Consider the following 13650-nt stretch of genomic DNA (forward strand, 5'->3'; position numbering starts at 1 on the left):
GCACGCTAGAGCGTGTCGACGTTGTCTCTGACCCAGCGGGCGCGAGCAAGCGTCGCCTTGCGCTTGCCCTCGTTCTGGCGGTCCCAGTTGCGGTACATCATTTTCATGCGGTGATTCCCCTCGAACCGGTCGCGGTTGCGATCAAGAAACGCCCAATAGAGGCTGTTGAACGGACAGCTGTCGTCCTCGCTTGTGGTTTTGACGTTGTACGTGCAGTGCGCGCAGTAATCGCCCTGGCGGTCGATGTAGCGCCCGCTGGCGGCGTAGGGCTTCGAGCCCATTACGCCGCCGTCGGCGTGCAGTGCCATCCCAAGCGTATTGGGCAGTTCGACCCACTCGAACGCATCCACGAACACCGCCAGGTACCACTCACACACCTCACGCGGATTGACCCCGAGCAGCAGGGCGAAGTTGCCGGTCACCATCAGTCGTTGAATGTGGTGGGCGTAGCCGTAACGCTCGATGCCGCGCACGACTTCTCGAATGCAGTGCATGTCGGTGTGGCCGCCCCAGTAACTCCAGGGCAGTGCCTTGCGGGCGTTCAGGTGATTGCGCTCGGCGTAGTCCGGCATCAGCTGCCAGTAGAGCCCCCGCACGTACTCGCGCCAGCCAAGAATCTGGCGGATGAAGCCTTCGACGGCGTTGAGCGGCGCCGCGCCCTCCTTATAGGCCTGTTCGGCGCGCTGGCAGACGTCCAGCGGGTCGAGCAGGCCAAGATTCAACGATGAGGAAATGAGCGCGTGAAACAGAAAGGGCTGGCCGTCGGTGAGGGCGTCCTGGAAATCACCGAAGCCGGGCAGGGCGTCGTCGATGAAGGTCTCGAGCAGGCGCTCGGCCTCGTCATGGGTGGTCGGCCAATTGAAGTCGTCGAGGGAACCGAAGTGATCGCCGAAACGCGCATCGATCTGGCGGGCAAGCGTTCTGGTCGCCTCGCTCATCTCGAATCGAGGGTGCTCGGGCAGGGGTGTCTTGCCGTCGTAGGCGCGCCGGTTCTCGGCGTCGAAGTTCCACTGCCCGCCGGTCGGCGAGCCGTCCGAGTTCATCAAAAGCCCGGTGCGCTTACGCATCTCGCGGTAGAAATACTCCATCCGCCACGCCTTGCGCCCCTCGCTCCATGTCTTGAAAAACGACAGTGGGGCGATGAAGCGGGTGTCGGCGCGAATCTCGACGTTTTCCACCGGCAGTTCGCTCTGCCAGCGCCGCATTGCCCGGTGCAGCCGATGCTCGCCGCAGTGGGTCAGAATGACCCGGTCGTAGTGCTTGCGCGCAAGCTCATGGCGCACAACGTCCTCGAGCGAGTCGGCCTCGACGGCGCTGTCGATCTTTCGATAGATCACCTGCTTGCCCTGCTTCTCGAGGCGCGCTGCAAAGGCGCGCATGGCCGCGAAAATCAGCAGGATCTTCTGGGGGTGGTGCGGGACGTAGCGCGCTTCCTGCTCGACCTCGGCCATCAGGACGCGGTCGGTGTCCGGCTCGAAATCATCAAAGGCGGGCAGACGGTCGCTGAGCTGATCGCCCAGAAGAACTACGAGGGAGGCCATGGCATATCCTGTCCGGGGTATGCGACAAGCGTAGCCGGAAACGGCGCCGCCCGGGCGGCGCCTTGAAGAGTTAGTCGGTCGGGCGCTTGGTCATGACGTTGCCGTCCTTGTCCTCAAACGTGCGGCCCCAGCCGGTGATCGCGGCGAACAGCATGATGGCAAGCAGCAGCCAGCCCTGGAACACGAACGGGAACACCGAGGTCGGTGACACGATCGGAAGCCAAGCGTAGGTATCCTGCATCGAGCTGATCGTTGCCCAGCCCAGAAGCACCGGCGCGCCCCACGGGAAGATGTAGCCAAGCGCCGAGGTAACGGCGTCGAGCATGTTGGCGCGTCGGTAGCGGTGGATGCGATAGCGCGTGCCCAGCTCGCGCACGAACGGCGCGGCAGCGATTTCGGCGGCGGTATTGATGGTGATGGCGCTGTTCAGCGCTGCAACCAGTCCCCAGATCGCAAGCTCCGCCCGGCGCACCGAGTTCTTGATCCAGCGCATCAAAAGCTCGGTGATGCGCTCCATGGTGCCCCCAAGGGTCATCAGGTGCGCCGCGCCAACGATCAATAGAATCAGCACCGCCATGTTGAGATAGCCCTTCACGCCGCGCACTAGGGCGCCGGTCATGTCGCCGTTGGCGTCGACGCCGAGCAGTTCGGAAGGCTCGGCAAGGCCGGTCGCGATCATCAGGGCGCAGCCGGTCAGAATGCCCCAGGTCAGCGAGGTCAGAAGGTGTTGGCCGCGAAGGGCAAGCACCAGGACCAGCGCAAAGGGCGCCAGCATGATCAGGCCCTGCGGGTCGGTGTTGGCCTGCATCGCCGCCAGCGCTTCCGGGCCTGAGAGTTCGGCGTCGCTGCCGCCGAACAGCACCAGAAGAATGAGCGTGGGAATGCCCGCCATGATCGAGTACTTGAATCGGCTTCGCACCACGCCCGGGACGTCGGCGTCCTGGGTGGTGGCAGAGACGATGGTGGTATCAGACACCGGCGCGAGGTTATCGCCGAAGATGGCGCCGGACAGAATCGCTGCAAACAACATTACCGGGTCGCCGCCGACCGCGATACCGGCCGGGTACAGGAACGTGCAAAAGGCCACGACGGTGCCGTAGCCGGTGCCCACTGCGCTTGAAAACACCGCCGCCAACAAAAACGCCAGCCCCACGAACAGCCCGCCGGTGGTGTTGGAGATGCTGCCGAGCCAGATCAGGCCCTCGACCAGCCCGCCGGTTTGCAGCACCTGTGCGAACATGCCCGCATAGAACCAGGCAATGAGCGCGACCACCCCGATCGGCTGCGTTAGCCCGCTGAACAGCCCCTCGGCGTAGGCATGCCAGCGGCTCTTGCAGAAAAAGAGACCAATCGTGAGGCCGAACAGCGCGCCCATGATCAGGCCGATTTCGGTGGCAAAGCCCAGGACGCTGATCGTGATGGCCCAAACGACGAAAAAGAGCAGAGGTAGGGCGGCGCCCCAGACGCCGAAACGGAAGGTAAGCGTTGGGGATCGAGTTTCGCCCTGGGCGGCCTCGGTGACTGGCGATGATGACATGATGTGTTCCTGCACGCGGCGTGTCGATGTGAACGAGGGGTCATGAATGAGTCGCGCGCCTTGAATGGCGGGCGCTCGGGGCGGCTCGTATCAGCCGACCCGTCCGATTCGGGCCGGCAAGTCTACCAGCAGAGCGCGTGCGGCCCAATCATTGAGCCGGGGTAAAGACCTCCAGGGGGCAGACTCAGTAGGAGGGTTCCAGCGTGCAGTTGATGTTGAACTCTGCAACGCTCGAATTGTTGGGCAGGTTCAGAAGCAGAACGACCGAGGCGGCGATGGCGTTGGGGTCGATCTTCTCGGCATTTGGCATGTCGGCGTTCTGGGTCATGTCGGTGTTGACCATGCCCGGACAGACGGCGGTCGCTCGAATACCGTCGTCCCAGCCGAGCTGGCGCAGTGCGTGCGACAGCGCAACCGTTGCGTGCTTGGTCATGGCGTAAAGCCCGGCGCCTGCCGATTTCACGCGAAGCCCGGACAGTGAGGCCAAAAGAATCACTCGGCCACAGCCGTGGGCCTTTAAAGGCTCCCAGGCGGCTTGGGCCAGCCGGCGCGGCGCCTTGACGTTGACCGCCATCATGGCGTCGAGGTCGTCATCGCTTGCCTCGATGACATTTTTGGGCGTCATGATGCCGGCGGATGGAATCAGCGCGTCGATGCGGCCGAACCGGGCGAGCGCCTCCTCGACCCAGGCCTGCTCCTGACCTTTTGTTGCGTCGTAGGCGAACAGATGGCAACGGCCTTCGTCGTCCCATCTCGGACGCTTTGGTGTACGCATGCCGAGCGAGAGCTGCCAGCCCTGATGGTAGAGGTATTCGGCAATGGCGGCGCCGATGCCACGATTGGCGCCGGAAATGAGGGCAACGCGAGTGTCCATGCGGTCTCCTTGAAACGGTCTCGATGCGTGAGGCTCGGCGGTGGCCGGCGTGCGACTCACTCTAGAGGCTCACCGCGCTGACCGCCATACCCGGCCGCACCCGACATTCGGCGCGACCGGGCTCGACCGGACCTGATTAGGGCGTGGCCGACGCCTGCCCCAGGTACGGCGCCAGCAAGGGCTTGAGCTTGGCGGCGCCTTCGCGGGACAAGTGGTTATTGTCGAAAAACAGCGCATGTCCGTCGGATTCGCCGTAACAGTAGCGCTCATTGCACAGCGCCTTGGCCGGAGAGACCAGGGTGATGTCGCAGCGGTTCTGCGCGCGGCGATACACGGAACGGGTGTGGGCCATTTGCGCCTCGTACTCGTCACGGGGAATGCGCACCTGGTCGCTCGAGTCATCAAGCAGACGCTTGAGCGCCATGACTCGGGGGACGTCCCGCTCGAAGAACGGGGTATCCTCGATCACGATGACGCGGTGGGCATCGGCCAGTTCACAGACGGTGTCGATGTAGGCCGATGCCATCCGTTCCCGGTACTCCTTCATGGGCAACCCGATGGTGCCGGGCACGTATTCGCCCGGTTCATCGTTATCGAAGATGCGTCCGAGCCAGTTCAGGATGACCAGCGTGTCATCAGGCTCGAGCTTTTCCTTGAGCTGTGCGACCCAGTTGCCGCAGTAGTGCTCTTCCTGATCGTTTCGAATGCGGAAAACACCGCTGATGGTCCGGCAACTGCTCATGGTCCAGTCGAGGGTCTTGCCGTCGTGCAGTGAGTGAACCATCGGCAGCAGACTCTGGGCATGGCTGTCTCCGATGACCGCCACGCGCGGCGCGCTGTCGTCACCGTCATAGACGCATTGTGCGGCACTGGCGCCCTTGCCGCCCTTCAGGCACTCATAGCGGCGGCTGTTGATGCTGAGCCGGCCGCTGTCGGCGGCCCAGACGGCGTCACTGTAGTGAAAGCGGGCCCCCTGGGTCAGAAAGACGGCGACGCTCACGACGCCTGCGACCAGTGCAAGTTGAAGCGGCTTGCACCGCCAGAGCCCGAGAATCGACAGGTTCTTCTTGGATGAAAATCGCTCGATGAAGCGGTAGCTTAAAAAGCCCGCCAGCACCGAAAGCGCCAGGGCGAGATAGCTGGTATATGCCGGAAGCTCGAAATAGTAGATGGCCACCACCAGCGGCCAGTGCCACAGATAGATGGAATAGGACCAGGCGCCGAGGGACTGACACACCGGGTTATTGGTGAAAACGCTGTCATTGCGTTGGGCCTGAAGGACCATGAACGCCCCGATCACCGGGAAAAACGCCAGCGCACCGGGCCAGAGATTGGAGTCATCGATCAAGAGCACCGAGAGAATGATCAGTGCCAGACCACTGCCTTCGACAGCGCGTTTGGCCATGCGCCCAAGCGTGATCGGGTACAGAAAGGCGGCGCCGCCGACCAGCATTTCCCAGGCGCGGCTCGACAGCAGGAAGTAGGCACTCTCGGCGTCGTTTTCGGTGAGATAAACGCCGTAGCCGAACCCGAGCACCGCCGCGACCGGCACGAGCGCGCGGGTGGCCCTTGCCCCCAGCGTCTTGAACGCCGCCAGAAGCACCACCGGGTAGAGCAGGTAGAACTGCCATTCGACCGACAGTGACCAGGTATGCAAAAGCCATTTCAGATGCGAATCGGCGTCGAAATAGCCGGCCTCGTTCAGATAGACCACGTTCGAAATGAAGCCGACGCTGGCCCCTGCGTGCTTGCCAAGCGTCCGGTAATCAAGCGGCGGCAGCAGAAACCAGCCTGCCACCAAAAGCACCAGACAAAGCACCGCCAGTGCCGGAACGATGCGGTTGATGCGCGAGAGATAAAACCGCAGCAGTGAAAAACTGCCGCCGTTCAGGCCCTTGAAGATAATTGCGGTCATCAAAAAGCCGGAGATGACGAAAAAGACATCAACGCCTGCAAAGCCGCCTTCAAGCGAGGTGGGAAAGAAATGGAACAGCACGACTGCCGCGACGGCATACGCTCTCAGTCCATTGATATCGTAACGAAAATTCATTGTATAACGTCCAGATTCTTACTTGGCGTTGGTGCTGCACTGCCATCGATGAGGCCGCTCGGCCATCGACGGTGCAGGCCGGACGCTCATTGGCGCAAGGTGCATGATTCAAGGCATTCGGGGCAGCCCCGAACGGTGAAAGGAAAGACCCGCGCCATGATATCAGGAATGCGTAACATCCGATTTACAAATGGCGCAGTCGGCACAGTGGCTCGGGCTTGTCGGTAAGCGCACCTGTTGGCAATCGAGGAATAAGAGGACAGGCCGCGACGCTGAAAGGCGTGCAGAAAAAGACCTTTTGCGCCGTTCTGGGGGCTAGATCAGCGCCATGCTGTGCTGGGCGTGTTCGAGTGCAAGGAGCTGCTCCTTGATCGTCATGCCGCCGTTGTAGCCGGTAAGCTTGCCATCGGCGCCAATGACGCGATGGCAGGGAATCATGATCGGCAGGGGATTTTTATGGTTGGCCATGCCGACGGCGCGTGCCGCTGTCGGTTGACCGATGGCCTGTGCAATCTCGCCATAGCTTCGGGTCTCGCCCCATGGGATGGCCTTGAGTGCCTGCCAGACAAGCTGTTGAAAGGGTGCGCCCTGAGGCTCGAGCGGCACCGTGAAATCGTGGTATTGCCCGCCGAGATAGGCCGCAAGCTCTCTGGCCGCCAGATCCAGCACCGGATGGTGTTCGTCCTCGAGGGTGGTGGGGTCTTGCGGGGTGTCGCCCAGAAAGCGAATTTGGGTGAGGGCACGATGGTTGGCGGTCAGGGAAATGGCGCCGATGGGGGTGTCGATCAGGGTCAGTTGGGCGGTGCTCATGGCCGTCTCCAGTAACGATGTGTTATCAGGCTAGCAGGCTCCAGCCGATTCAATATACGGCTTTTGTATGGGTGACGCCGTGGTTTTGGCCGGAGCGAGTACACAGTGTTATCGAGGCTCCACGAGTTTTGAACACTGTTTTTTTTAATCATGTCGTTTTGACCCACACGTGGGTTTTCATGAAGATAGTTTCAGCTGCCTTGCTTGCTGCCGTGACTCTCTCTACAACTCCGCTCGCGTCGACCGGCCGTTCTAGAAAGGTCCGCCGGCCTACGATGATTGAGGGCACCCACCCTCCACGATGACTGGGAATGCGGCGCCCATCTGCTGGCGCGTTATATACATGACGACCGCGACTGGATCACCGATTGTCGAGCCTATCACTTGTTATCTTCCCCGGACGGGGTGCGAGGGTTGATGATCGACGGTCGCTAAGTGCTCGCGACGGTGGCCGGTGGCGTGATCACATCGATCACTCTCGGACATCCATAGGCATCGGAAGTACTTGAAACTTAGGTCGACAGGGGCGTCGGTTAACACCCGAACGCTTTTTTAAAACTTAATTTTAATAAGAAGGCAGCGCGCTGACACGGTTTGTGAACACTGTTTCCTTATTTGGGCCGTAGAGTGACTCCCGAACACATCTAGGAGAACGCTCATGAAAACATTAAAATTGACTGCGCTGATCCTGGGTGCATGCATTGGCGCGAGCTCGGTCGCCATGGCCGATGAAGGCCATGGCGACCCCAAGCTGCGACAGGATCAACAACTGCACGGGCAACGTGATCAGCACTCGAGCTCTAGCGCACACGACCAGCGTGGCCATTCTGACACGCAGGCCGGCCCTGATCGCATGAACACACAGCGCCCCGCTCAGGCGAAAGGGCATGATCAACGAGGTCCGGACTCCTGGCGTCAAGGTGAGCGCATGCCGGGCCAATACCGAGACGACCGTCATGCAGTACGCGACTGGCACGCCCATGGTTTGTCCAAGCCGCCCGCTGGCCATCGCTGGTACGAAGTGGATGGCCGTTATGTCCTTGCCGCCGTGGCCAGCGGGATCATCACCTCGATCATATTAGGGCACTGATTACGCCTGAAACGCCGAAATCTGCTTCGCCCGCCCTTTGGCGGGCGTTTTTTTCATGTGCGCGGCGAACGAAGTGGTTCGATCAGGGGCGAAAGCCCGTTGTGGTCGATCTCGTGCATGAGCGCCAGCAGCCGGCCGAGTTCGCCGTTCGGGAAGCCCTCGCGGGCGAACCAGTTCAGGTAGTGGCCGGGCAGGTCGGCCAGCAGCCGGCCTTCGTACTTGCCAAACGGCATCTTCCACTGGACCAGCTTGGTTAGATCGTCAGGGTTCATGGTGCGCACAGTCACTTTGAGGCTCGTTGCGCCGGAGCCGAGCCGTCACTCCGGCCTCCGGCGCGAGAAGAGTTACCAGGTCACGCAGATCTTGCCTAAATGATCGGCGCTTTGCTGGTAGGCGAAGGCATCGGCCAGTGTCTCGAGCCCGTCGTAGGTTCGATCAATCACCGGGCGGACATCGCTTGCCTCCAGCGCGGCGATGTACGCCTTTTGCATCTGGCGGTTGCCAACGATCAGACCCTGCAAGCGAACCTGCTTGCGCATCAGGGTGGCGGTCGGCACCTCGCCCTGAAGTCCGGTTAACACGCCGATCAGCGAGATATGCCCGCCAACGCGCACCGCCTCAATGGATTGGGCAAGCGTGCCCGGCCCACCGAGCTCGATCACGTGATCGGCCCCTTCGCCGCCGGTCAGCTCGAGCACCTTGCCCGCCCACTCGGGGTGCGTTTTGTAGTTGATGGTGTGAGTCGCGCCCAGCGCCCTGGCCCGTTCAAGCTTGTCGTCGCTCGAGGAGGTCACGATAACCGTGGCGCCCATCAGGCGTGCGATCTGGATCGCGGCAATCGACACGCCGCCGGTACCGAGCGTCAGCACGGTGTCGCCGGCCTTGAGGCCGCCGTCATGAACCAGCGCCCGCCAGGCGGTAAGGCCCGCGGTGGTCAGTGTGGCGGCTTCGGCGTGGCTCCAGCCGGCGGGTGCCTTGGTGAAGGCAGCGGCGTCTCGGACAACGGCGTCGGCGGCCATGCCGTTAACGCCGTCACCCGGGGTCTGTGCGAAGCCGCCAACCGGGGTGGTGGCAGGGCCTGAGGGCCACTGGGGGAAGAAACACGACACGACGTGATCACCCACGGCGAATTCGGTCACGCCGTCGCCGATGGCCTCGACCACGCCGGCGCCGTCGGACATCAGAAGCCGTCCATCCTCGGTCGGGCTCTGGCCGCCGGCGACGATCAGGTCATGAAAATTGAGCGAGGTGGCGTGAATGGCCACTCGAATCTGGCCCGGCCCGGGGGTGCCGGGGTCGTTGATGTCGCTGATGCGAATGTGATCGAGCCCACCGGGCGCGCTGAGTGTGGCTGCCTTCATGAAGCCTCCGTAAATCCTGGTCTATGTGCCTTGAACTGCGGGCGACGCCCAGTGTAGTCAAGCCGGGACGGCTCAATAGTCCACCTTGCCCCTGAGCTGCTTGCGGGCACCGTGCTTGGTTTTGCTGTCGACGCGTTTTCGTTTGGCGCTTTTGCTCGGGCGAGTGGCCTTGCGCGGCTTATCGGAATAGAGCACCGGGCGAATCAATTCCTTGAGTCGGGCGAGGGCATCGTCCCGGTTCTGCTCCTGGGTACGGTACTGCTGGGCCTTGATAACGATCACGCCGTCCTGGGTCACGCGGCGGTCGCGCAGGGCCAGCAGTTTTTCCTTGATGCCCGGATGCAGGCTTGAGGCATTGATGTCGAATCGCAGATGGATGGCGGAGGCGACCTTGTTGACGTTCTGGCCACCGGCGCCCTGAGCGCGAATGGCGCTCAGCTCGATTTCATGATCGGGGATCGTTACGTTGCGCGAGACCTCGAGCGGCATGCAGGGCACCTCTTCTTGTCGACAATAAAAACAGTGGCGAATGGATGAACGAATAAACGAATGAACAAATAAACGGATAAACGCGATCGGCGATGACCTGCCTACCAGCCAAGCCAAATGGTATGTCGCGCGCCCTTGCCGGGGCGGTGCGCGCGCACCGTATGTTCTTCGACGCAGAGTCCGGCCCGCTTCAGGCGCTCGCTGAAGGCCGGGTCCATGCCGGCCGACCAGATCGCGACCACGCCGTCGCTGGTGAGGGCGCGCTGGATCGTCTCGAGGCCCTGTGCGTTGTAGAGACGGTCGTTGTCCTTGCGGGTCAGGCCTTCCGGGCCGTTATCGACGTCGAGCATGATGGCGTCGAACTCGCCCGGGTTCTGCTCGAGCACCGCCACCACATCCTCGATGAGAATCCGGCAGCGCGGGTCGTTGATTGGGTGGCCGGCGGCGTTGCCGAGCGGGCCCCGGTTCCAGTCCACCACCCCCGGTACCAGCTCGGCGACCACCACTTCGGCGTGGTCGGGGAGGCTCTTGAGCGCCGCGGCGAGGGTGAATCCCATGCCAAGCCCACCGACCAGCACACGACTCGGTGCGCGATCGGCCACGCGCGTACAGGCAAGCTCAGCGAGGGCGTCTTCGGAGCCGTGCAGGCGGCTGTTCATCAATTCGCCGGGCTTGCCGGCAATGCGAATCGAAAATTCATCGTCACGTTGCAGAAGCCGCAGGTGGCCGCGGCCCCCGGGAATGGCGGCGGTATCGATTTCGGTCAGTTTGGCCATGGGCTCGCCTGTCGGAGTGGAAACCTGTTGGAGTGAAAAACTGTCGGAGTGGAAAAAAAGCGCTCAGTGCGCGCGTGGCACCAGATGGATCGCGCGCTCCTCGAGGCATTCAGGGCTTGCGACGTCGAAATCGCGGCAGTTCTGGGGACGCCGTGTATGGATCGTGCACAGCATGGTGTTGCGATCGACCGCCGCGCACCAGCCGTCGTCCTCACGGCGCATGACCAGACCGCCCCAGGCGTCTTCCTCGGTCAGATGCAGGGGAAGGCCGCGGTCCAGGTCCTCGCCATCGAGAATGACCTCGAGCCGGCAGCAGCAGGCTTCGCAGTTGAAGCAGCTGACGTCTTCCACGGGACGTGGGTCGTGAGCGCGGGCGGTGTCCGACATGAGGGGCATCCTGTAATGGCGGTTCTTTAAAACCGGTCCGATCGTGAGACGCGCAGGATACCTTGAACGCAGCGATTTGTCCGAATCGCCAGTCATACGGTGTGCGTGGTTACACTCGGCGTGTTGAGGTGGCTCGTCGTTGCTCGGCGGTGCTCGGTAACGTCTTCATGAAGCTCAACAGGCCCGTACAATCGAGGGGCTTACTGCACAGATACCCCTGATAGTGATGGCCGCCCAGTTTCTTGATGAAGTCGAGCTGCTCCGGAGTTTCGATGCCTTCTGCCACTACGTGCAGCTCGAGTGCGTGCGCCAGCGCCATGACGGCCTTGACGATGGCGGCCTCTTGAGCGCTTGTCGTCACACCCATCATGAAGGTGCGATCGATCTTGAGTGTCTGGATCGGCAGGCGTCTGAGTTGGGCAAGGTTTGAATACCCGGTACCGAAATCGTCGATGGCAAACGTCAGGCCGAGGGCACGCAGTTCGGTCAGGGTGACCCGCGCGCGCTCGGGGTTATGCACCAGTGCGCTCTCGGTCAGCTCAAGCTCGAGGCGCTCGGCGGGAAAACCGGTCTCCTCGAGAATACGGGTGAGCTTGCGTGTGAACTGGCGGTCATCCAGCTGCAGTGCCGACACATTGACTGCAACGGACAGGGGCCGCTCGAAGGGGGCGTCGGTCCCAAAACTCTGACAGGCCGTACGCAGCACCCATTGCCCCAGCGGCACGATCAACCCGGTCGCTTCGGCCACTGGGATGATCTCGTCTGGCGTGACCCGGCCAAGCTCGTCGTCCTCCCAGCGCAGCAGGGCCTCGACGCCCTCGATGAGGCCGGAGCGAAGGTTCACTTTGGGCTGGTAGGCAAGCGACAGGCCATCGGTTGTGAGGGCCAGTCGAAGACGCCGCTCGATGGCCGAGTGGCGTTCGGCCTGGGAGGACATCGCCGGCTCATAGAGTTGAAAGCGATTGCCGCCGCTGGCGCTGGCGCTGCTCATGGCGGTGTCAGCGTAGATCATCAGCGCGTGGCGGTCGGCGGCCTGATCCGGATAGAGGCTGAGGCCGATACTGGCCGACAAGGAAATGAGGTGGTCTTCGATGTGAAAGGGGCGGCTAAGCGCGCTGATCAGCTGCTGAGCAAGCGTCTGATAGGTGTCGAGGTCGGTACTGCCCGACACCAGCACCATGAACTCATCGCCACCGCCTCGGGCCACGGTGTCGTGTGCGCCTACCGCGTTTTGTAAGCGGTTAGCCACGGCGCGCAGCACCGCGTCACCGAGGCGGTGACCGAAGGCGTCGTTGACGGCCCTGAACCGGTCCAGATTGATAAACAGGACCGCCAGCCCGTTCGCGACCGGCAGCTGGGCATCGAGGCGCTCCTCGAACAGTATGCGATTCGGAAGGTGGGTCAACGGGTCCCGGTGAACCCGTTCTTTCAACTCGATGTTGGCTTGATGCAGGGACGCCGCGAGCCGGGCAGTGCGTGATCCCAGATGAGCGTCGTAGATTGCCATCATCAAGGCGGCCAGCAGGATGCACGTGGCGATCACGGCCGTCGCGATGGCAAGCTCCACGGGCTTAATGCCGCTTTGAACGTGCGCCATGATGCTGTTCGGCATGATCGCTGCGGCCATGCCGGTGTAGTGCATGCCGGAGATGCCGACGGCCATGACCATCGCCGCCGACAGACGTTGCCACAAAGGGGCACGGCCGGTTGCTGGTGACAGGTAAAAGGACAACCACAGGGCAACGCCTGAGGCCGACACCGCAATGGCCGCGGACAGCACGAAGAGGGCAGGACGATAGGCAATGGCTTCGGTGGTAATCATTGCCATCATGCCGACGTAATGCATCAGGCAGATGCCTGCACCCATGACCATCGACCCCGCGATCAGCCTGAATCGATTGAGCTGCCCGGTCTGCACGATAAACAGGGCCAGGGCCGACGTCAGGATGGCGGCGCCCAGAGACACCGCGGTCAGCGCCAGGTTGTAGCCTGCGTATTCGGCGGTATCCATGGCAAGCATTCCGATGAAATGCATCGCCCAGATGCCGGTGCCCATGGCAAAGGCGCCGCCGCCTAGCCAGGCCAGGCGTGCGCGCCCTGTCGTGACGCGAAGGCGCCCGGCCAGATCAAGCGCGGTCAAGGAAGCCAGTCCTGCCACGGCAAGGGATAAAACGACCAGGCTAAGGTTATACGTCGCAGTAAAATAGCCCATTCACAAGACTCTGTACGTTGAAATAACCCGGAGGCATTCCATTGGTTCTGGTTGTGATCTCAGACAGCTAATGTCGACCGATGGCGCTTAATATTTAGAATCGTCAATCAGCGCAATCGGTGCGAATGCGGCCCCAGTAGTACCAGAACAAATGGCGCGCAACAATGAATTAAGGTAATGCGAGAGGGGTTCGATAAGGTTGTATTTTGCATCAATCGGGCTTTGTTTAAAAATTTAATTTTTTAGTATTTATGCATGCTTTATTTTTTGAGATGGGATTTAATTTTAAAATAATTAAATATTGCTTTTCTATTTCCTCTACGAGGCTATTTATTCTTTGAATGGAGGCGCTTATAGGTATGTAAGTTATGCCATATAAATATGTTTTGAAGTAGTGATGGGCGGTCTCAATGACCAAGTGCAACACGTGAGCCATCAGGTACGGTGTTGCCATGAACCACTGCTATCGCCATCTTTCTGCTGAAGACCGGGCCGCCATCATGATGATGCGAGCCACGCATTC

General features: G+C 61.5%; 12 protein-coding genes. 1 reads left to right on the plus strand and 11 read right to left on the minus strand.

What is annotated here, in order from left to right:
* Nucleotides 1-5: 5 nt before the first annotated feature.
* The 5 genes from NAT23_RS13925 to NAT23_RS13945 all read right to left on the minus strand — a co-directional run bounded on the left by NAT23_RS13925 (nucleotide 6) and on the right by NAT23_RS13945 (nucleotide 6812).
* A complete protein-coding gene (locus NAT23_RS13925) occupies nucleotides 6-1541 on the minus strand; it encodes a cryptochrome/photolyase family protein (protein WP_251929255.1) in 1536 nt (511 codons plus the stop codon).
* Nucleotides 1542-1611: 70 nt separating this feature from the next.
* Nucleotides 1612-3078: a Na+/H+ antiporter NhaC family protein gene (locus NAT23_RS13930; RefSeq protein ID WP_251929256.1), complete on the minus strand. Its 1467-nt coding sequence runs from the start codon at nucleotides 3076-3078 to the stop codon at nucleotides 1612-1614.
* A gap of 184 nt (nucleotides 3079-3262) precedes the next feature.
* On the minus strand, nucleotides 3263-3952 hold the full coding sequence (locus NAT23_RS13935; RefSeq protein ID WP_251929257.1) for an SDR family NAD(P)-dependent oxidoreductase: 690 nt from the start codon (nucleotides 3950-3952) through the stop codon (nucleotides 3263-3265).
* 136 nt (nucleotides 3953-4088) lie between these two features.
* A complete protein-coding gene (locus tag NAT23_RS13940) occupies nucleotides 4089-6002 on the minus strand; it encodes an acyltransferase family protein (RefSeq protein WP_251929258.1) in 1914 nt (637 codons plus the stop codon).
* A gap of 315 nt (nucleotides 6003-6317) precedes the next feature.
* Entirely contained in the window at nucleotides 6318-6812 is a 495-nt protein-coding gene (locus NAT23_RS13945; protein ID WP_286010050.1) for a methylated-DNA--[protein]-cysteine S-methyltransferase, read from the minus strand.
* A gap of 658 nt (nucleotides 6813-7470) precedes the next feature.
* Here NAT23_RS13945 and NAT23_RS13950 point away from each other — a divergent pair.
* Nucleotides 7471-7902, plus strand: a complete 432-nt coding sequence (locus tag NAT23_RS13950) for an RcnB family protein (RefSeq protein WP_251929260.1) — start codon at nucleotides 7471-7473, stop codon at nucleotides 7900-7902.
* A 53-nt stretch (nucleotides 7903-7955) separates the two neighbouring features.
* On the opposite strand, the gene NAT23_RS13955 is transcribed toward NAT23_RS13950, so the two are convergent.
* The 6 genes from NAT23_RS13955 to NAT23_RS13980 all read right to left on the minus strand — a co-directional run bounded on the left by NAT23_RS13955 (nucleotide 7956) and on the right by NAT23_RS13980 (nucleotide 13127).
* A complete protein-coding gene (locus tag NAT23_RS13955) occupies nucleotides 7956-8174 on the minus strand; it encodes a DUF3820 family protein (protein WP_251929261.1) in 219 nt (72 codons plus the stop codon).
* Nucleotides 8175-8246: 72 nt separating this feature from the next.
* Nucleotides 8247-9263, minus strand: coding sequence for a zinc-dependent alcohol dehydrogenase family protein (locus NAT23_RS13960; protein ID WP_251929262.1), 1017 nt, complete (start codon nucleotides 9261-9263; stop codon nucleotides 8247-8249).
* A gap of 72 nt (nucleotides 9264-9335) precedes the next feature.
* Nucleotides 9336-9752, minus strand: a complete 417-nt coding sequence (gene arfB, locus NAT23_RS13965; protein ID WP_251929263.1) for an alternative ribosome rescue aminoacyl-tRNA hydrolase ArfB — start codon at nucleotides 9750-9752, stop codon at nucleotides 9336-9338.
* Between the two features lie 101 nt (nucleotides 9753-9853).
* A complete protein-coding gene (locus NAT23_RS13970) occupies nucleotides 9854-10528 on the minus strand; it encodes a spermidine synthase (protein WP_251929264.1) in 675 nt (224 codons plus the stop codon).
* A 63-nt stretch (nucleotides 10529-10591) separates the two neighbouring features.
* Complete coding sequence (locus NAT23_RS13975) at nucleotides 10592-10915, minus strand: YkgJ family cysteine cluster protein (protein WP_251929265.1); 324 nt, start codon at nucleotides 10913-10915, stop codon at nucleotides 10592-10594.
* 109 nt (nucleotides 10916-11024) lie between these two features.
* Complete coding sequence (locus NAT23_RS13980) at nucleotides 11025-13127, minus strand: putative bifunctional diguanylate cyclase/phosphodiesterase (protein WP_251929266.1); 2103 nt, start codon at nucleotides 13125-13127, stop codon at nucleotides 11025-11027.
* Between the last annotated feature and the right edge of the window lie 523 nt (nucleotides 13128-13650).

Origin of the sequence: Larsenimonas salina (assembly GCF_023736155.1) — a bacterium.
Classification (GTDB): Bacteria; Pseudomonadota; Gammaproteobacteria; order Pseudomonadales; family Halomonadaceae; genus Larsenimonas; species Larsenimonas salina.

Excerpts from the sequence above, each read along its gene's own strand:
- arfB (WP_251929263.1), bottom strand. The coding sequence starts at position 9,752 with ATGCCGCTCGAGGTCTCGCGCAACGTAACGATCCCCGATCATGAAATC.
- NAT23_RS13970 (WP_251929264.1), bottom strand. The coding sequence starts at position 10,528 with ATGGCCAAACTGACCGAAATCGATACCGCCGCCATTCCCGGGGGCCGC.
- NAT23_RS13945 (WP_286010050.1), bottom strand. The coding sequence starts at position 6,812 with ATGAGCACCGCCCAACTGACCCTGATCGACACCCCCATCGGCGCCATT.
- NAT23_RS13935 (WP_251929257.1), bottom strand. The coding sequence starts at position 3,952 with ATGGACACTCGCGTTGCCCTCATTTCCGGCGCCAATCGTGGCATCGGC.
- NAT23_RS13930 (WP_251929256.1), bottom strand. The coding sequence starts at position 3,078 with ATGTCATCATCGCCAGTCACCGAGGCCGCCCAGGGCGAAACTCGATCC.
- NAT23_RS13950 (WP_251929260.1), top strand. The coding sequence starts at position 7,471 with ATGAAAACATTAAAATTGACTGCGCTGATCCTGGGTGCATGCATTGGC.
- NAT23_RS13955 (WP_251929261.1), bottom strand. The coding sequence starts at position 8,174 with ATGAACCCTGACGATCTAACCAAGCTGGTCCAGTGGAAGATGCCGTTT.
- NAT23_RS13975 (WP_251929265.1), bottom strand. The coding sequence starts at position 10,915 with ATGTCGGACACCGCCCGCGCTCACGACCCACGTCCCGTGGAAGACGTC.
- NAT23_RS13980 (WP_251929266.1), bottom strand. The coding sequence starts at position 13,127 with ATGGGCTATTTTACTGCGACGTATAACCTTAGCCTGGTCGTTTTATCC.
- NAT23_RS13960 (WP_251929262.1), bottom strand. The coding sequence starts at position 9,263 with ATGAAGGCAGCCACACTCAGCGCGCCCGGTGGGCTCGATCACATTCGC.
- NAT23_RS13940 (WP_251929258.1), bottom strand. The coding sequence starts at position 6,002 with ATGAATTTTCGTTACGATATCAATGGACTGAGAGCGTATGCCGTCGCG.
- NAT23_RS13925 (WP_251929255.1), bottom strand. The coding sequence starts at position 1,541 with ATGGCCTCCCTCGTAGTTCTTCTGGGCGATCAGCTCAGCGACCGTCTG.